We start from the raw sequence: 18,795 nt of genomic DNA, 5'->3' as shown, positions 1-18,795 counted from the left end.
AATAGGTGCCGCGTGTCTAGAAGGTTGTTGCCCCTTCTTTATCGTCTGCGTCATCAAGGGCACTGTAGTCAATGGTGGGCCGGGGCGGCGTGCGGCGAGGAGTGGCATCCACCATCAAATCCACCTCGGGATCAGGTTTTGTTTCCCCATCGTCATCAAAGCTGGGAATACTGGCCTTGCGCACGGAAATATCCAAGCACAGGGATTGCAGCTCCCGCATCAGCACCTTAAAGGATTCCGGCGTGCCCGGTCGGGGAATGGATTGACCCTTGACAATGGCATTGAGGGCTTCATTGCGTCCTTGCATATCATCGGACTTGACCGTTAGCAACTCTTGGAGGGTATAGGCAGCACCATAGGCCTCCAGTGCCCACACCTCCATTTCGCCAAACCGCTGACCCCCTTGCTGCGCTTTACCACCGAGGGGCTGTTGAGTCACCAAGGAGTAAGGACCCGTGGAGCGGGCATGGATTTTATCGTCCACCAAGTGCACGAGCTTCAGCATATAGGCTATCCCCACCGTTACTGGGCGGTCAAAGGGTTCACCGGTGCGGCCATCATAGACCACCATTTTGCCTGGGTCGTTCTCATTAAAGACCCAATCTTGACCCGTGACTTCTTTGGCTTCTTTCAGCTTGGCATGGACGGTTTCGCGGGATTTCTCCTTGCCATGCATTTCATCAAAGGGAGTAATTTTGAAGCGGCGACCCAAGCATTCGCCAGCCCAGCCCAACAAGCACTCATAAACTTGCCCCACATTCATCCGCGAGGGTACCCCCAAAGGATTGAGGACAATATCTACAGGACGGCCATCGGGCAGGAAGGGCATATCCTCCACAGGGAGAATTCGGGAAATAATCCCTTTGTTGCCGTGGCGACCGGCCATTTTATCCCCCACTTGGATTTTGCGCTTCTGCGCCACATAGACGCGCACCACCATATTGGCGCCAGGCGGCAGCTCATCCCCCTGCTCACGGGTAAAGACGCGCACATCCACCACGCGACCTTTTTCACCATTGGGCACCCGCAGCGAGTTATCCCGCACATCCCGTGCTTTTTCACCAAAGATGGCCCGCAGCAGTTTTTCTTCGGGGGGCTGATCCGATTCCCCTTTGGGAGTGACTTTCCCGACGAGAATATCCCCTGCCTCTACATAGGCACCGATGCGGATAATGCCGTTTTCATCCAATTGCCGCAGGGCATCTTCCGAGACGTTGGGCACTTCGCGGGTAATCTCCTCAGGTCCGAGTTTGGTTTGTCGTGCCTCGATTTCATACTTCTCAATGTGAATGGAGGTATAGACATCCTCTTGCACCAGCCGTTCGCTGATGAGGATGGCGTCTTCGTAGTTGTAGCCTTCCCACGGCATGTAGGCCACAAGGATGTTTTGGCCAAGGGCGAGTTCTCCCCCCTCGGTGGCGGAGCCATCGGCAATCACTTGTCCCGCTTGGACGCGATCGCCCACAAAGACAATGGGGCGTTGATTCAAGCAGGTATCTTGGTTGGAACGCTCGTACTTTTGCAGCGTGTAGGTAATCTCAGGGCCATGATCGGTCTTAATGCGAATTTGGTTGGCATCCACATAGGTGACAACGCCATTGGTCTGACTGAGGACTACCATCCCGGAGTCCCGTGCTGCCTGAGCTTCTAGACCCGTACCCACCAAAGGACGCTGGGGACGCAACAATGGCACCGCCTGCCGTTGCATGTTAGATCCCATGAGGGCACGGTTGGCATCATCGTGCTCTAGGAAGGGAATTAAGGAGGTGGCCACGGAGATAATCTGCACTGGTGAAACCGCCACGTAGTCCACTTGATCGGGGGTGGTGGTGGTGAAATCTTGGCGATAGCGCACAGGTACCACATCCCCCAAGATGTAGCCGTTCTCATCAGTGGGCACATCCCCTGGTGCCACCCGTTTGTCGTCCTCTTCGTCAGCGGTCATATAAACAGGCGGCTGATCTTTGAGAACGCGGCCATCCTTCACGGGATAAAAGGGCGTCTCAATAAAGCCATACTCATTGACACGGGCATGGGTAGCCAAGGAACCAATCAGCCCAGCATTGGGACCTTCAGGGGTTTCAATGGGACAAATGCGGCCATAGTGGCTAGGGTGAATATCCCGCACTGCAAAACCTGCCCGTTCACGGGTAAGCCCACCGGGGCCAAGGGCACTCAAGCGCCGTTTATGGGTGAGTTCCGCAAGGGGGTTGGTTTGATCCATAAACTGGGAAAGCTGGCTGGAGCCAAAGAATTCCTTAATGGCCGCCACCAAGGGCTTCGGATTCACTAGCGAAGTGGGGGTTAAAGAATCGGTGTCCGACACCGTCATCCGCTCGCGAATAATGCGCTCCAGGCGATTGAGGCCAACGCGCACTTGGTTTTGCAGCAATTCACCCACCGAGCGAACGCGGCGGTTGCCCAAGTGGTCAATGTCATCCACCGTTCCCAGATCAAACTGTAGGTTAATCAGATAATCAATGGCCGCCAGAATGTCCTCTGGGGTGAGGATGCGCACCGTATCGGGAATATTCAATTGCAGCTTGCGGTTGAGCTTGTAGCGGCCAACCCGACCAAGGTCATAGCGCTTGGGATCAAAGAAGCGCGACTCCAGAAGCTGTTGTCCCCCTGAAACTGTGGGTGGCTCCCCTGGGCGCAGTTTTTTGTACAGCTCAATAAGGGCATCTTCTTCGGAGAATTTGCCTTCTTTTTCAACGGTTTTTTGGTAGTACTCCGGGTGACGCAACCGCTCTAGGATTTCGCTATCAGTGAGACCTAAGGCTTTGAGAAGGACATGTGCTGAGAGCTTGCGGGTTTTGTCAATGCGTACCCAGAGCAGATCGTTTTTGTCTGTTTCAAACTTTAACCAAGCACCTCGGTTGGGGATGAGACTGGCATTGTAGGTGCGGCGACCATTTTTGTCGGTTTCTGATTTGTAGTAAACACCGGGACTGCGGACAATTTGGTTGACAATGACACGCTCGGCACCGTTAATGATAAACGTGCCACGGTCTGTCATCAAGGGCAGATCGCCGATGAAGACATCTTGGTCAATGATATTGCCATTTTCTTTGTTAATGAGGCGAGTCGGGACATACATCTGCATCGAATAGGTGGCATCCCGCCGCTTGGCCTCATCAACGCTATACTTCGGCTCCTTGAGTCTGTAGTCCTTGGCCAAAAAGTGCAACTCAATTTTGCCGGTATAATCCGTAATTGGGGAAAAACTCTCTAGCTCTTCAATGAGGCCTTCTTCAAGAAACCATCGGAAACTGGCCCGCTGAATCTCGACAAGGTCTGGCAAGGTAAAGGCGGGTGGCGTGTAAATCTGATTACTAGCCATGTATATCCTCTAGAGGGTATCGCTAAAACGCGGATCTTGCATCTTAAGCGAGGAGGCATCGCTTTGTCAAGCACACCAAAAGCTCCGCTCACGGCAAGGACTGCCGCCGGAGACTTCTGGCATGATGAAGCTGTTGGAAATGAGAAGAGTTGACAAGTGCCACTGCTGCGCTTGCAAGCCGCTATCTATGACCATAGCACAGAACCGTTATTTGGGCGATCGCGACTTCAATCCTGTTTGCAAGGCTTCTTGCACGAGGGGTAGAAGTAAACACTGCGAAAAATGCCGTGGTCATCGGCCACTTGTGCGGTACCACTCAGACCAAGTATTCCTGAACGCCACAGTGACAATAAACCTTTAAGCACCCTGTGGCATTATCGAGCACCATGGCGTTTGCCGTTGCCGCTTCAAAGGTCATCAACCAGCCCATGACGAGACTCTGGGGACGGCTGCGGGACGTTACCTGCACAGGGGAGGCCATCTACACGATTGCGTCAATGAGTTCAGTTGATATAGAAACATTGGGCATAGGGGCGCCCAAAGACCTTGCGACTGAGGCGATCGCCCCTGTCTAAACTCGGTAGCGTCTGCTGCGGAGCTGCAAATATCCTCAACGGATTCATACTGCGCCGGCTGTTCCTATTCTAAGTTAGGCAGAAACGCCAATTGTGGTTTCCGAGAGACGGCCATCTTCCATGTGAATAATGCGATCGGCGACATCGAGAATGCGGTTGTCGTGCGTCACAATTAGGATGGTACAGCCCTGTTCGCGGGCGAGGGCACGCATAATTTCCACCACATCGCGACCAGATTTTTTATCAAGGGCAGCCGTGGGTTCATCGGCAAGTACAATTTTTGGGTGTCCTACTAGGGCGCGGGCGATCGCCACTCGTTGCTTTTGTCCCCCCGACAGTTCATGGGGATAGTAATCAAGGCGCTCTCCAAGGCCAACGGCACAGAGCATTGCTTCCACCCGTTCTCGGACTTCCTGTTGACTCAGGTGGGGTTGCAAATCCAGTGCCATCTGCACATTTTGGCGAGCGGTTAAGGCATGGAGCAGATTATGACCTTGAAAGATGTAGCCCGTTTGACGACGGATTTGAATCTGCTGCTCTTTAGTGGCGTTGCGTAGCTCCTGACCAAGCACCCGCAGACTGCCCTCTTGAGCTGATCGCAAAGCACCAATCAAGGTTAAAAGTGTCGTTTTCCCTGATCCTGAAGGCCCCGTCATGATTACAATCTCACCCGCTTCAATGCGAGCGTGTAAATTAAAGAGAATTTGCTTACGCAGTTGCCCTTGACCAAAGTAGTGATTGAGGCCTTGAATTTGGATCACCGGCTCCATAGCACCATCCTAGAAAATGTCCGCAGGATCGGCTTGTTGAATCCGCCGCATGGCGATCGCCCCCGAAAGCGTACACATCAGCACCGTGAGGGTAAAGACCAAACTTGCTCGCTCCACCGTCATCCAAACCGGCAGCGAGGTGGCATTGGCAATGAGGATATACAGTAGAAACGACACAATGAATCCCGGAATATAGCCCATACAGGAAAGAATCAACGATTCCTGCATCACTACACCATAGAAGAATACGTCGCGATAGCCCATCGCTTTGAGGGTGGCATACTCCGCCAAGTGATCCGTGACATCGGTGTAGAGAATTTGATAAACAATCACAGAGCCAACAATAAAACCCATCAAGGCGCCGAGGGAGAAAATAAAGCCAATGGAGGTACTCTTTTCCCAGTAGCTGCGTTCAAACTCAGCAAACTCCTCACGGGTCATGACTAGGACATCATTGCCTAGAGCAGCCTTCATTCGCCGTGCCAGTGCCTTGGTATTGACCCCCGGCTGCACCCGCACCAGACCCACATCAATTAAACCGGGATTGCGTTCAGGAAAGAGACGCAAAAAGTTCAAGTCACTCGTGAGTAAATTACCATCGGCGCCAAAGTTAGCGCCCATGCGAAATAGGCCTGCTACGGTGATTTTGCGGCCAGAAACTTCGGTTGTCACCTCTTTCCCTTGGCGGTATAGCTCTGGAATTGGGCCAAACTCAGCGCGGGATTGGGCATCAAAAAGGACATGATCCGCTAGTTTAATAGCATCCTGCCAGTGGGGGGTATCGGACACTGAAATGGATACCGCCATCGGATCCACGCCAATCACCATTAGTTGGCGGGTACTTTTGTTAATGGGATTGCGCCACAGACCAAAATTGAGGTAGAGGGGAGAAACGGACTCCACTCCTTCAAAACCCGCTGCTTGGTAGAGTCGCCGTCGCGGGAAGCTGCGCATGGCAATCAGTGCCGTGGATTGGGGACTAATGAGAACAATATCGGTGTTGAGGCTCTCGTGGAAGCGCACTGCCGCCTTAAAAAGGGCATCGCGAAAGCCAAACTGCATGAGCATTAGCACCACGGCAAAGGCAATGCCGGCAATCGCCACTAGGAGGCGAATCCGCTCCCGAATGAGTTGCAACCAAGCCAAGGGAATCGCAAAAATCATCGGTGTACCTCAGCGGGGATCAATCGCCACTTCCACCTGCATATTGGTCAGACCCGCCACTGGCTCGCTGTTATCTAGGCGAATTCTGACCTCCACAACCCGCGCATCGGTTTTAGCGGCAGGGTCGGTATCGGTGACATCGTTTTTGGCGACTAGGAGTCCCACGCGCGTAACGCGCCCGGTAAGCGGTGTACTCAGGACACTGCTGCGAATTTCAGCCCGCTGACCCACATGGACACGGGGCACATCGGTCTCATACACTTCAGCAACGGCATACATTTGGTCGGTATTGCCGAGTTCGAGAATGCCCCGTTCATTGATGGTCTCCCCTGCTTTAGTGTGAATCCGCAGCACGCGACCATTGCGGGGAGCGCGAATGATAGTGCGCTCCAGACGGGCTTCCGCTAGTTGCAGATTGCGTTCTGCTGAAAGGAGTTGCACTTGGGCTTGCACTCGTCCAAGATTTGCTTGGGCAGCGTCCACTTGAGCATTTGCAGTGGCGAGTTCTGTGCGGCGCTCCTCCTGCAAACGAACGAGGTTGGCTTGGGCGTTGCGCAATTCCTCCTGTAAGCTCCGCACGCGAACGATCCGGTCATCTAAATCCTGTTGAGAAATTACCCCATCGGCAAAGAGTTGGGCAAACCGCTGATACTCGCGATTGGCGATCTCCAGTTCCGCTTGGATGCGCTGAATTGTGGCCTGTTGAGCTTGAATAGCCGCAATGGCGGGTTCATTGGCGCGATCGCGCCGGCGCTCTGCTTCACTAATTTGAGCAAGGGCTAGGCGAGTTTCAGCGTCATAGCGTAGGCGGGCTTCCTGCAATTGAGTTGCTGCTAAGTCTCGCTCTGCTTTGCGCTCTGGATAAGTGTCTAAATAGGCAAGGGGTTGACCAGCAACCACGCGATCGCCCTCGCGCACTAGGAGCTGCCCCAACCGCTCGGTCATTGAGGGAGCACTGACGGTCACCACTTCCCCTTCGGGTTCCAAGCGACCCAAAGCCGTAATGCGATCGCTCACTGGCTTGGCTAAAGCAGCTTGAATCGCTCGCTCCTCATTGGCGCGTTGTTGTTGCTGCCAGTGGTTGAGACTCAGTACAAAGCTTCCCACACCGATGGCGATCGCTCCCCCAATTAGCCACGGACGACCAACTTTACTAAAAAACGGCTGTCCCATAGGAGAAGTTGACAGAAGCACTAAAGTTAAGAAATATAACTTAAGTCTAGCACGGCCTAAGCCGAGGCACTTAGAAGAAAGCATTTGAAAAGAGAATGGAGCAGAAAGGAGATTTAAGTAGGCGATTTATCTCAAAGAACATCGTCTAATTGCTGGCCTGTGCAGAATTCAATGGGTTGAAAGTTGTTGATTGGGCAAAAATAGTAAGGTGTAGAAACTGTTTAATTAATTAATTTTATCGCCAGAAATAAATTACTGATAAATAGCTTAGTTCACGTAAAATTTCATAGTTAGATAAACCGGATTCACGTATCAAATCCATGCATTTGCTAATATCGCAATAATTTGGATGAAGCTCAAATACAGCACTATCAACACGTTTCATTAACGATGGATAGTTTTCTAGAAACATTAACTCTGAACCTTCAATATCACACTTTAGAAGGGAAATTCTTGTGTCACCGTCGAGAATATTTTCAACATCAATAAAATTAATTTCTTGGGTGTTTGCATTTTCTGATCCCGTATAGATGCCGCTCATGCCAGTAAATTCTAATTCGCTAAATTTAGCGGATCCTTCTCGCTGTCCAACTAAACCATTGTGAATTTGTATAAAGTTACCCAGATTATTAATATCTATCAATCTTTCACTCAGATCTTGACAAATCCTTGGACTTGCTTCAAAGAGATTAATAAAAACTTGATCAGGAGTAAATCCGTTTCGTATTAAAAGATCAAAGACCCTAATTGTAAAAAATCCAACATTAGCGCCTATATCCAATACTTGGAGCTGATTATGTTCGCTCAGATTTAGCATTAGTGGATAAATTGCCGGATCATACTCCCCATCTACAAAAATATCATTATAAATGATCCAATCTGAAGCATTCTTGATTTGAATCTTCAAGTTTGATCTGAGAATCCATTCCAGCATTTTAGTTTTTCCAAAAACTTGATTATCAATCCTTATAATTTTTGATTATAGAACAAAATCTTGACCGACAAATCAAGAGTCAGGAAGTCAGTTTACAAAAAGGCCGTACCCTTAGGCAGGGCTTGGTGACCGTCAACCACACAGCTGCCAAAGCATTTGCCGCTCTTGGGGAGAGAGTTCCCGCCACTGGCCGGGGGCGAGGTCACCCAGTTGCAAGTTGGCGATCGCCACCCGTACCAAGCGCAGTGTGGGGAATCCTACCGCTGCTGTCATGCGCCGAACTTGACGATTACGGCCTTCCCGCAGGGTCAAGCTGAGCCACTGGGTAGGAATATGACGGCGGTAACGAATTGGGGGATTTCGCGGCGGTAAGGACGGCTCTGGATTGAGAATCTCAGCAATTGCCGGCCGCGTGCGGTAGCCTTGAATGACTACTCCTTCCGTCAGTTGTTGCAGGGCTGCTGGCGTGGGTTCCCCTTCCACCTGAACCCAGTAGGTACGTGGATGGCCATAGCGGGGATCTGTCAAGCGGTGCTGTAACCGGCCATCATCCGTAAGAAGCACCAGACCTTCACTGTCATAGTCTAGGCGGCCAGCGGGATAAACATCGGGAATAGGGACATAATCTTTGAGGGTGGCTCGCCCTTCTTGATCTTGAAACTGACACAGTACCCGATAGGGCTTGTATAGGAGAATGTAACGATAGTTCATGGTTAGGAAAAGTTCGACCGCGACGCCGTTTTACCTCAGTTTATGACCTAGTAAAGACTAGGGGGGAATCCTAACTGCAGACTTAGAAGTTTCTGGCTCCAAGACCAGTTTACTGCCGCCCACAGTGTTGATTCCCAAATGTTTTGCAGTTGTAGATCACAAAACAATATTGGCAGTCACCAACGTCGCAGCCAAACTAGAGTTACTATAGCACATCTCCTCTAGGGTCTGGCTTTAGATATCCAGGTTTTCTAGTGCCAACTGTGGGCCGTAGGTCTCGATGAATTCGCGGCGCGGTGCTACGCGATCGCCCATGAGGATTGTGAAAATGCGATCGGCCTCAGCCGCATCTTCGATTTCCACCCGTTTGAGAATACGCGTCTCTGGGTTCATGGTGGTTTCCCACAACTGCTCCGGCATCATTTCCCCTAAGCCCTTAAAGCGTTGAATGGTGTAGTTGGCATTTTCGGGGAACGACGCAATTTGCTGTTGTAACTCGCGATCGCTATAGCAATAGAAGTGCTGTCGCCCGCGTTCCACTTTGTATAGAGGGGGGCAGGCAATATAGACAAAGCCTTGGTTGATTAATTCCTGCTGATAGCGATAAAAAAAGGTGAGTAACAAGGTGCGAATGTGGGAACCATCCACGTCCGCGTCCGTCATGAGAATGACCTTGTGGTAACGCAGCTTGGCAGGGTCAAACTCCTCCCCCTTTACGCCTAAACCCAAGGCGGTAATTAAGGACTGCACCTCATTATTTTTATAGATTTTGGCGTCGTCGGTTTTCTCAATGTTGAGGATTTTCCCCCGCAACGGCAAAATTGCTTGAAAGCGGCGATCGCGCCCCTGTTTGGCACTCCCCCCTGCAGAATCCCCCTCCACAATGAAAATCTCCGATTCTGCCGGATCCCGCGAGCTACAATCGGCCAATTTGCCGGGCAGCGTTGAAGACTCTAGCACCGACTTGCGCCGTACCATTTCCCGTGCCCGTCGTGCTGCTTCCGCCGCATTAAAAGCTTGGATGGCTTTTTCCAAAATGGCGTCGGTAACCGTTGGGTGAAAGTCGAGGTATTCGGTTAGGGCTTCACCCACAACGGCATCCACAATGCCGCGTACTTCTGTGTTGCCCAGTTTTGTCTTTGTTTGTCCTTCAAATTCCGGGTTGGGCACCTTCACAGAGATAATCGCCGTCAGCCCCTCCCGAATATTTTCTCCCGCAAGGTTGGGATCGTTTTCCTTCAGTTTGTTCCGCTTGCGGCCAAGGGCATTGAGCGTCCGTGTCAGCACCGCCTTTAGCCCCTCCATGTGGGTGCCGCCATCAATGGTGCGGATATTGTTGGCAAAGCCGAGGAGGTTTTCACTGTAGGCATCGGCACACCACTGTAGAGCCACTTCCACTTGCACCTCGTTTTTTTCCCCCTGAATGTAGATAATCTCTGGGTGGAGAGGCTCCTTTTCCTGCACCATATAGCGGACATATTCGCGAATGCCGCCTTCGTAGCAGAAGGTTTCCCTCAGAGGAGGGGTGACGCGCAAATCCTGAAAGTTAATGTGAATCCCAGCATTGAGATAGGCCAGTTCCCGCAGCCGAGTCATCAGCACTTTGGCATCAAATTCAATTGTTTCTGTAAAAATCTGGCGATCGGGAAAGAAGGTCACTGACGTGCCGCGCCGTTCCTCGCGATCGGGTCTTTTTTCCAGCGGTGTGACAGGCACCCCCCGCTCATAGCGCTGATAGTGGGCAAAACCATTGCGCCATACCGTCACCTCTAGCCACTCAGAAAGGGCGTTGACCACAGAGACTCCCACTCCGTGCAACCCCCCTGAGACTTTGTAGCCGCCATCGCCAAATTTACCCCCCGCATGGAGCACCGTCATTACCGTCTCAACCCCCGAAACTCCTGTATCGGGGTGAATATCCGTAGGAATGCCGCGGCCATTATCGGTGACAGTCACAGAGCCATCGGCATTGATCTGAACTAGAATGGTGGAGCAGTATCCTGCCAAGGCTTCATCAACGGAGTTGTCCACGACTTCATAGACCAAGTGGTGGAGTCCTTTAGGGCCAGTGCTGCCGATGTACATCCCCGGTCGTGTCCGCACGGGTTCAAGGCCTTTGAGCACCCGCAACTGGGCAGAGGAATACTCGGCGGTCATGGCAACTCCCTAACTGCTATAGAATCGAGGCAAATGCGTTTTTGCTTGCCCAAATGTCAAATCTGACCTAAATTTTAACACATAAGGGTTATAGGCGATTCTAGGAAATTTTCAGGCTGTATTTGAGTGGGGGATGTAGGGTTAATAGTAATCGGAGGGGCAACGGCCACAGGCAAAACGGCACTGGCGATCGCCCTTGCCCAGCAGTTGAAGAGCGTGATTTTGAGTGCCGACTCCCGCCAAGTCTATCGCGGCTTTGACATTGGCACCGCCAAGCCCACCCCAGAGCAGCAGCGCCAAGTGCAGCACCACCTGATTGATATTTGTGACCCCCGCGATACTCTCACTCTAGCTCTTTACCAAGCCAAAGCCCAAGCCCTCATTGCCCATTACCATGCCCAAGGCATCACGCCCCTCTTGGTGGGAGGCACGGGATTGTATATCCGCAGTATTACCCAAGGGCTGACCATTCCCCAAGTCCCCCCCCAGCCGCAGTTGCGGGCACAGTTGATGGCCCTGGGTCAGCGGGAATGCTATCAGCGGCTCCAGCAGGTGGATCCCGTGGCGGCGCAACGCATCCATGCCCACGATCAAGTGCGTACCCTGCGCGCTTTGGAAGTCTATTACGTGACGGGGGTGCCCCTGAGCCAGCAGCAGCAGCGCAAACCGCCTTCCTATCCCATTTGGTACTTTGCCCTAACGGGGGGCGATCGCCAACAGCAGCGGGCACGAATTGAGGAGCGCACCCACCAGATGCTAGCCATGGGCTGGCTAGAGGAAATTCGTCAGCTACAAGCGCAATACGGTGATGACCTCCCCCTTTTAGATACCCTTGGCTATCGGGAAATGCGCCAATACCTGCGGGGGGAAGTCACGCTCGCAGAAGCCATTGCCCTCACCGTGCAGCACACCCAACAGTTTGCCAAACGGCAGCGCACCTGGTTTCGAGCAGAAGCAGGGATCTATTGGCTGCAAACCACCACCCTAGAGGAGCAACTGGCAGAGATTCAAACACGATTGGCGGAGTGGCCCAGCACTACTTCAACAAAGCGGCGGGTCAATTGATTAGCGTGGGGAGCGGGACGGGCTGTTGCGCGCAAAGCGTCATAAGCGGAGCATTCACCACTGTAAATTGCTCGGCAGCCAAGTCGCTAAAGCGAATAGATTCGGCCAATTCCTCCCCGTGCCTGAAGCAGTAGAATCCGTAAAGAATGCACAGTTGCCTAGCGTTTGGCAATCTCAATAGGCTGAGGGGTTGGCGGACGTTGGGTGTCCACAAAACTAAAGATAAGGGACGTTTCAAAGAGTCCCACAATTTGCTTGAGGGTCGGCTGCATCCGCGTTTTGCCCGTTATGCCATAGGCCACAGCAAGACCACAGGCGCCTTCAAGTGCATTGACCTCCTTGATCCAGTCAAGGAGCAGTAAGCCACTTTCGGGGTCAAAGGTATCTAAAAGCCACAGATGATTGGCATTGGTTTGGGCAAGGAGCATGACTACTTGCTCAGCTCCCGAGAGGGGAAAGACGGTTAGATGGTGAATGCCGCCCTCCTCAGCAATTTTGGCGGCAAGTACCTCCGCTGCTGTTTTTTTAGTTTGAATCGTCAACACGGGATAACCTTGAAATCCCTCTGGAATCTCCCCCCGTTGATAGTAGGAGACGACTGCTGGTAATTCCTGTAGCTCTTCAGGGGCAAACAACTTAAAGAGGAGATAGGCTTCCTCGGGAATAGCTTCCGTATCAATGGGGATGCGGAATTTTAAGTCGCTCTCCTCAGTATTATCATCAATGGTTGACCTTATCTGTGGCACCGTTGCCACTTGCACCTGATAGCTAAGGGCAAAATGGCAGGGCGAAGGAATCTTAAGCCTTAAATTAAGTTCAGGGTACTCTCCCTTTGCGAACTGCTTTTTTGTCTTCTTCCAGAATTTGATCAGAGCCTCGATCGCCACATAGACCATTTCCGCTTCTTCGGGGGCATAGAAGGGGCGCATCCCCTCTAAAGGATGGATAGCGCCGGGGTCAATGGCGTAAAGTTTCCCGTTGAGGAAAAAAAATAGATCGCTGTCCAAATCCTCTGCATTTACTTGAGTAAAATTCAAGAAAAGACAATTATTGCGCAGAACGGTTTCTTCTAGGTGTTCATCGTCGTCTTCGTCAATATAGGGATACTCTTGATCAATCTGCTGCCAAAAGTTGCGCAGAGCCTCTTCGCCGCGGTAGAGCATCAGACCAAAGTCATGGTTGGTTCCTTGGGGGTTAACCAGTACTGCAAAGAGGGTGGGGGAGTCCCAAGCCTCACAGTGGAGCTTAAGGGGGATAACACTGTCTAGACACTGCCAGATGTCCAGTTGCGCCAATTCTTTGACCTTTTGCTTGTAGAGAGGAATGTATTCTCGAGGGAGTAGCTCTACATCCTCGGCCTCGTCTGTTGCCTTGGCAGTGATGAATTCAAAAAATTCGTCAAGGAGGGGAATCTGGGCTTGATACTCCACCTGAATGTCGAGGGGGGCAACGACGCCACGCAGGAAAAATTGCAGCTCGCGGTCATCAACGATAATCGTGTGGGGACGGCAGGGTTCACAGGCAAGATGACGGGGGTGTTCAATTGCCTGCACCAACAGCCGTGTCAGTTGTTCTGGAGTGGGTGGCAGTTGACTTAGCTCCATGCTGCGTATCGCCTGATCTTGGGGATCGAGCCAAGCGGCGCCAAAGACCGTGTCGTTAATCCTGTCGAGACTGCGTCCGCCACCCAGCCAAACGGTAGAAACTTGCGGTACATTCAACAGACGACGGATGGTCGCAGCGGGTAGGCTCACAGGGCGATCGCTCCCAGTTTGATAACTTCTCCACTCTAGCAAATGACGGAAATGGGTCGCACTAGGTATTTGTTGGGATTCGATCCGGGGCGGGACAAGTGTGGTTTAGCCCTTGCCCGCGGTCAAGAAGTGGTGTGTTATGAAGTGGTGGCCGGCGATCGCGCGATCGCCCGTGTCCAAGAGTGGCATGCAGTTTATCCATTTGAACAGGTGATTGTGGGCAATCAAACCACCTCACGGCAATGGCAGCGCCAACTTCAAGAGGTTTTAGCAGTAGAGGTTATTGCCGTGGATGAGCGCAATAGCACCCTAGAGGCGCGCGATCGCTATTGGCAATTCTTTCCGCCCCAAGGTTGGCAGCGGCTGATTCCCAAGGGTTTGCGCCTCCCCCCTCGTCCCATTGATGACATTGTCGCCATTGTCCTGTTGGAGCGCTACTGTGGTTATCCCCTGCTGCTCGGTAAGAGGCAATAAACTTTATAATTATCGGATTATGGTACAGCACGGCAGCCGTGGAGAAAGGCACCCTCATTGAATTTCGGGTTAATAACCAGCGTCGCTTGGCGGTTATTGATCGCCCCGAAGGTAAAAAGCATTGGATTGCCATTGATCAACATTTGCAAGCCCACACCGTTCATCCGCGCCAACTGACCTTTACGGTACCCGAGGAGCGGTTTCGTCCCCAGGAGATCCCCGCCTTTTGGCAACAAGTGCAGCCGCTCCTAGACCCCGACAGCTTAGAGGTGGCATGGGAAATTCTCCGTGAGGAAAACCGCGCCATTACCCCAGCAGATCTCGCGGAGCTGCTTTTTGCGGAGCGATCGGCGGTGGCCTGCTACGCTGCCCACTATCTTCTGAGTGAAGATCGCTTCTATTTCAAGCTCAAGGGAGAAACCTACGAGCCTCGACCGGCTGCCCAGGTGGCCGAACTCAAACATCAAAGCGAGCGGGAAGCCCAACGCTTGGCGGAGGAAGTGAGCTTCCGTGAACATTTGACCCAAGCGCTCAAGGGGGAAACGGTGGCATGGTCAGCCAGCGATCGCAAGCGCCTTGAGCAGTTAGAACGCTATGCTATAGCCATTGAACCCAGTGCCCAACACCAGGCGGCCATTGACCTGCTCAGTGAATTGAAGCGACCTACCCAACCCTTGGGAGCCTTTCAACTGCTGGTGGATCTGGGCCTCTGGTCAGAGCACGAAAATCTATTTCTGCGCCGTAGTCAAATTGACGTTGAATTTCCCGCCAAGGTACTTGCTGTGGCTCAAGAACGCCTCACCTCACCCCCGACCGACATTGACGCTCCCTTGCGGCGCGATCTTACCCATCTCAAGGTCTATACGATTGACGACGAGAGTACCCAAGAAATTGACGATGGCCTTAGCCTCGAAATCGTGGGCGATCGCCAAAAGCTGTGGATTCACATTGCCGATCCCAGCCGCTGGGTGATGGTGGATGACGTCTTAGATCAGGAGGCTCGCCGCCGCGCCACAACCGTCTATCTGCCGACGGGAATGATTCCCATGTTTCCCACGGAGCTGGCCACAGGTCCGATGAGCTTGGTGGCAGGGCAAACCTGTTGTGCCCTCAGCTTTGGTATTCTCTTAGCCGACAGCGGCGAGGTCTTGGACTACGAAATTTGCCCCAGTTGGATTCGCCCCACCTATCGCCTCAGCTATGACGATGTGGACATGATTTTGGAGCAGGGGGTCAGCGGCGAAGCGGAGTTGCTGGCGATCGCCCAATGGGGACTGCGGCGGAGTGAGTGGCGACAGCAACGGGGCGCTATTCGCATTAGTCTGCCTGAACCTAACATTAAGGTCAGCGGTGAAAAGGTGGAAATTTCACCCCTCCATGACTCCCCTGCCCGCCAACTCGTGGCGGAAATGATGATTCTGGCCGGCGAAGTGGCCGCCCATTTTGGTGCCCGTGAGGGAATCCCACTGCCCTTTCGCAGTCAATCCCCACCGGAACTGCCCCCAGAGGAGGAATTGCTGCAACTGCCTGCTGGCATTGTTCGTGACTGTGCCATTCGCCGCTGTATGCCCCGCAGTGAGATGACTACTCAACCGAGTCCCCATGCCAGCCTTGGCCTTGATGCCTACTGCCAAGTGACCTCCCCGATTCGCCGCTACACAGATCTATTGGCACACCGTCAGATTAAAGCCCACCTGCGCGGGGAACCGCCGCCCCTAACATCCGAACAACTCAATGAAACTCTCTTGGGGCTGCTCTCCTCGGTTCAGGAATCTTCTTTAGTGGAGCGGCAAACCAACCGCTATTGGTGTTTGGAGTACCTGCGGCGGCATCGTGAGGAAGTGTGGCGGGGAATTTTGCTGCGTTGGTTGCGGCCTGAGGAGGGGCTGGGGTTGATCCTTCTAGAAGATTTGGGAATCGAGCTGGCCATGCGCTTTCAACGGCAAGCCAACTTGGGAGAATGTGTGCTGGTGCGGGTCAGTCGTGTTGATCCCCGCAGTGATCAAATTTGGCTAGAGGAAGTGTCCGTCGAGGCATCAATGCCTGCAGAAACCATTGCATGATCTTAAAAGCATGAAAAAATGGCAGTGTATGCAGGGGTGTGGTGCTTGTTGTTACCTTGAGTTGAGCGATCGCTCCGAGGTGCCGAGCATTCTCAATGCAGAGGAATTTGCCCTCTACCAATCCCTCATTGGTGCCGATGGCTGGTGTATTCACTTTGAACCCCTCAGCCGCCGTTGTCGTATCTATGAGACTCGCCCCCGCTTTTGTCGCGTGACGCCGGAGGTTTTTGAGGACTTGTACGGCGTCCTACCGGAAGAACTGGATGAGTTTGCCATTCAGTGCTGCTGTGAGCACATTAGCGATCGCTACGGTGAACAGAGTTTTGAACTACTGCGCTATACATATCTGGTGGAGCACAGCGCAGATCTTCCCCAAGGGGATGATTGATCAGATGCCTTCTATAATGGCAACGGTGTGTTTAGCCAGAGCCGATGAGCGAGTAACGGGGGCGGGCGAATTTATGTAGAAGCCTCGGTGAGTTTTTGCTGTTCCCCAGAAGCGGCAGAGGCGCTACGGCAAGAGATTCATGCGGGCGATCGCCCATGCCAAAGTCAGCGGTAACCCCCTGCCCCCCAAGCCGCCATGGAATATCAGTACGTGGGCAAAGTCTTTCTTGAAGTCTTTTGTAATCCCAATATTTGGCCAAATCCCTATGCCGCTAAAGTTCTCTTGACGGTGCGCGATGACCGCATTCGCTTAACCGCCGAGGCAGAGCTAAATCGTTTAGTGGAAGACCTCAACCAGTTTCTCGAAAGTGCTACCCCCTAGGGGGGCAATATCTGTTAGGTTGAGGATATGGTTACTCTTCCTAAAACTGGCCGCTCTGGCCGTTTGCGTCGCCTGCTGGCCTATCTGCGTCCTCATCAGCTAAAGATTTGGGGGGGCATTGCGGCGCTTTTCATTGTCAACCTCCTCGGAACCTATCTGCCGCTGCTGATTGGCACTGCCGTTGATGAATTGCAGGCTAAGTTTGACTTTCGACGGCTGGTGTTCTATGCCCTGCTGCTGATCGGCCTCGCCTCTTTGATGTGGCTGATTCGCATGGCTTCGCGCCTGTGGATCTTTGGCGCCGGACGACTGGTGGAATTTGACCTCAAGCAACGGCTCTTTGAGCATCTGTTGCGACTTGAACCCAGTTACTTTGCGGAGAATACCCCTGGGGATTTGATTAGCCGTGCCACCAGTGATGTGGATAATATTCGCCGTCTGGTGGGCTTTGCCCTTTTGAGTGCAGCGAACACAGTGTTTGCCTACGGGATGACGCTGCCGGTCATGCTGGCAATTCATCCGGGGTTGAGCTTGGGGGCGATCGCCGTCTATCCGGCGGTTCTCTTTATTGTCCAAACCTTTAGCGATCGCCTGCGGGCAGAGCAACTGGATGTGCAACAAAGCCTTGCCGAGCTGAGTGAACTCATCCAAGAGGACATGAGCGGCATTGCACTCATTAAAATTTATGGGCAAGAAACCAATGAAAAGCGCCAATTTGACCAATTGAACCAAGAGCTGCTCAGGAACAATCTGGTCTTGGCCAAAACCCGCAGCATTCTCTTTCCCCTCCTAGGAGGCATGGTCAGCTTGAGTTTGCTGATTCTCCTCTGGTTTGGCAGTCGGATGATTGCTGCACACACAATTCAGGTGGGCGATTTCATTGCCCTGTTGCTGTATATTGAGCGGCTGATTTTCCCGACGGCATTGTTGGGATTTACGATTACCGCCTACCAGCAGGGAGAGGTCAGCGTTGACCGCATTGAGGCGATTTTAAGTGTCGAACCCCGTATCATTGATGCTCCCGATGCCCTGGCTCTCCCCCGCGATCGCGTTCAGGGACACCTGCGTTGTCAAGACTTGACCTTTACCTATCCCAATTGCTCCACCCCCGCCCTCGACCACCTCAGTTTTGAAATTCACCCCGGCGAAATGGTGGCGATCGTGGGTCCCATTGGCTGCGGCAAATCCACCTTGGCCAGTGCGCTGCCTCGACTATTGGAGATTGCCCCTAATCAGATTTTCTTGGATGGCATTGACATTACGCGGCTGCGCCTTGCCGATCTGCGGGGGGCGATCGCCTACGTGCCCCAAGAAAGCTTTCTCTTTAGTACCACGATCAAAGACAACATTCGCTACGGCGAACCCGATGCTACGGAGTTAAAGGTCATTGCTGCCGCTAGCCAAGCCCAGATTCACAACGAAATTCTCAACTTTCCCCAGCAGTACGAAACCTTGGTGGGCGAGCGGGGGATTACCCTCTCTGGCGGACAGCGACAACGCACGGCTTTAGCCCGTGCCCTACTGGTGGATGCACCGATCTTAGTTTTAGATGACGCCCTTGCCAGTGTGGATAACCAAACGGCGAGCCACATCCTGCAAGCCCTGCGGCAACAACAGCGACCTCGCACGATTCTCTTTATCTCCCATCAACTTTCCGCAGCAGCCACCTGCGATCGCATTCTCGTCATGGACAAGGGGCAGATTGTTGAGCAGGGAACTCACAACGAACTGCTGACAGCAGAAGGACTCTATCAATCCCTTTGGGAACAGTACCAGTTGGAAAGCTCCCTGCAATAGAATACTCTCCCACCTGAGAGTTGTTTTGAAAGAGAAAGAGGATGAC

At 52.7% G+C, this 18,795-nt stretch carries 15 protein-coding genes and 1 other RNA gene; 6 read left to right on the top strand and 10 right to left on the bottom strand.

Annotated elements, in window-relative coordinates; genetic code table 11:
* Positions 1 to 16 precede the first annotated feature (16 nt).
* From rpoB to gyrB, 9 genes are all read right to left on the bottom strand, one after another.
* Positions 17 to 3,343 (bottom strand): DNA-directed RNA polymerase subunit beta, encoded by a 3,327-nt coding sequence (gene rpoB, locus Q0683_RS01335; RefSeq protein ID WP_298975874.1) that lies wholly within the window; start codon positions 3,341 to 3,343, stop codon positions 17 to 19.
* Between the two features lie 316 nt (positions 3,344 to 3,659).
* Positions 3,660 to 3,824, bottom strand: a complete 165-nt coding sequence (locus Q0683_RS01330; RefSeq protein WP_298975872.1) for a hypothetical protein — start codon at positions 3,822 to 3,824, stop codon at positions 3,660 to 3,662.
* Positions 3,825 to 3,992: 168 nt separating this feature from the next.
* Positions 3,993 to 4,688 (bottom strand): DevA family ABC transporter ATP-binding protein, encoded by a 696-nt coding sequence (locus Q0683_RS01325; RefSeq protein WP_298613917.1) that lies wholly within the window; start codon positions 4,686 to 4,688, stop codon positions 3,993 to 3,995.
* Between the two features lie 9 nt (positions 4,689 to 4,697).
* The gene (gene devC, locus Q0683_RS01320) at positions 4,698 to 5,852 is read right to left on the bottom strand and encodes an ABC transporter permease DevC (protein ID WP_298613915.1); all 1,155 of its coding nucleotides are present in this window, start codon (positions 5,850 to 5,852) and stop codon (positions 4,698 to 4,700) included.
* Between the two features lie 9 nt (positions 5,853 to 5,861).
* Positions 5,862 to 7,025, bottom strand: a complete 1,164-nt coding sequence (locus Q0683_RS01315; RefSeq protein WP_298613913.1) for an ABC exporter membrane fusion protein — start codon at positions 7,023 to 7,025, stop codon at positions 5,862 to 5,864.
* Between the two features lie 235 nt (positions 7,026 to 7,260).
* Positions 7,261 to 7,959, bottom strand: a complete 699-nt coding sequence (locus Q0683_RS01310) for an FkbM family methyltransferase (protein WP_298613911.1) — start codon at positions 7,957 to 7,959, stop codon at positions 7,261 to 7,263.
* A 132-nt stretch (positions 7,960 to 8,091) separates the two neighbouring features.
* On the bottom strand, positions 8,092 to 8,670 hold the full coding sequence (locus tag Q0683_RS01305) for a pseudouridine synthase (RefSeq protein WP_298613909.1): 579 nt from the start codon (positions 8,668 to 8,670) through the stop codon (positions 8,092 to 8,094).
* 10 nt (positions 8,671 to 8,680) lie between these two features.
* A non-coding RNA gene (ssrS, locus tag Q0683_RS01300) (6S RNA) lies at positions 8,681 to 8,867 on the bottom strand.
* A 37-nt stretch (positions 8,868 to 8,904) separates the two neighbouring features.
* On the bottom strand, positions 8,905 to 10,827 hold the full coding sequence (gene gyrB, locus Q0683_RS01295; RefSeq protein WP_298975869.1) for a DNA topoisomerase (ATP-hydrolyzing) subunit B: 1,923 nt from the start codon (positions 10,825 to 10,827) through the stop codon (positions 8,905 to 8,907).
* Between the two features lie 126 nt (positions 10,828 to 10,953).
* On the opposite strand from gyrB, the gene miaA reads away from it, so the two are divergent.
* Positions 10,954 to 11,892 carry a tRNA (adenosine(37)-N6)-dimethylallyltransferase MiaA gene (gene miaA / locus Q0683_RS01290; RefSeq protein ID WP_298975867.1) on the top strand — a complete coding sequence of 313 codons (939 nt, stop codon included), beginning with the start codon at positions 10,954 to 10,956 and terminating at the stop codon, positions 11,890 to 11,892.
* A 158-nt stretch (positions 11,893 to 12,050) separates the two neighbouring features.
* Here miaA and Q0683_RS01285 read toward each other — a convergent pair whose 3' ends face one another.
* Complete coding sequence (locus tag Q0683_RS01285; RefSeq protein WP_298975865.1) at positions 12,051 to 13,646, bottom strand: DUF6930 domain-containing protein; 1,596 nt, start codon at positions 13,644 to 13,646, stop codon at positions 12,051 to 12,053.
* Positions 13,647 to 13,688: 42 nt separating this feature from the next.
* Between Q0683_RS01285 and Q0683_RS01280 the strand changes: the two genes are divergently transcribed.
* The 5 genes from Q0683_RS01280 to Q0683_RS01260 all read left to right on the top strand — a co-directional run bounded on the left by Q0683_RS01280 (position 13,689) and on the right by Q0683_RS01260 (position 18,749).
* Positions 13,689 to 14,120: a pre-16S rRNA-processing nuclease YqgF gene (locus Q0683_RS01280; RefSeq protein WP_298615499.1), complete on the top strand. Its 432-nt coding sequence runs from the start codon at positions 13,689 to 13,691 to the stop codon at positions 14,118 to 14,120.
* Between the two features lie 38 nt (positions 14,121 to 14,158).
* On the top strand, positions 14,159 to 16,183 hold the full coding sequence (locus Q0683_RS01275; RefSeq protein ID WP_298615501.1) for a ribonuclease catalytic domain-containing protein: 2,025 nt from the start codon (positions 14,159 to 14,161) through the stop codon (positions 16,181 to 16,183).
* A 10-nt stretch (positions 16,184 to 16,193) separates the two neighbouring features.
* Complete coding sequence (locus tag Q0683_RS01270) at positions 16,194 to 16,571, top strand: YkgJ family cysteine cluster protein (protein WP_298615503.1); 378 nt, start codon at positions 16,194 to 16,196, stop codon at positions 16,569 to 16,571.
* 195 nt (positions 16,572 to 16,766) lie between these two features.
* The gene (locus Q0683_RS10990) at positions 16,767 to 16,952 is read left to right on the top strand and encodes a hypothetical protein (protein ID WP_366142712.1); all 186 of its coding nucleotides are present in this window, start codon (positions 16,767 to 16,769) and stop codon (positions 16,950 to 16,952) included.
* A gap of 27 nt (positions 16,953 to 16,979) precedes the next feature.
* Complete coding sequence (locus Q0683_RS01260; protein WP_298615506.1) at positions 16,980 to 18,749, top strand: ABC transporter ATP-binding protein; 1,770 nt, start codon at positions 16,980 to 16,982, stop codon at positions 18,747 to 18,749.
* Positions 18,750 to 18,795: the final 46 nt, after the last annotated feature.

The organism is uncultured Thermosynechococcus sp. (assembly GCF_938074695.1).
Taxonomy (GTDB): domain Bacteria; phylum Cyanobacteriota; class Cyanobacteriia; order Thermosynechococcales; family Thermosynechococcaceae; genus Thermosynechococcus.
Note: the sequence above shows the minus strand (reverse complement) of the source record. Positions and strands in the feature narration are given on the sequence as shown.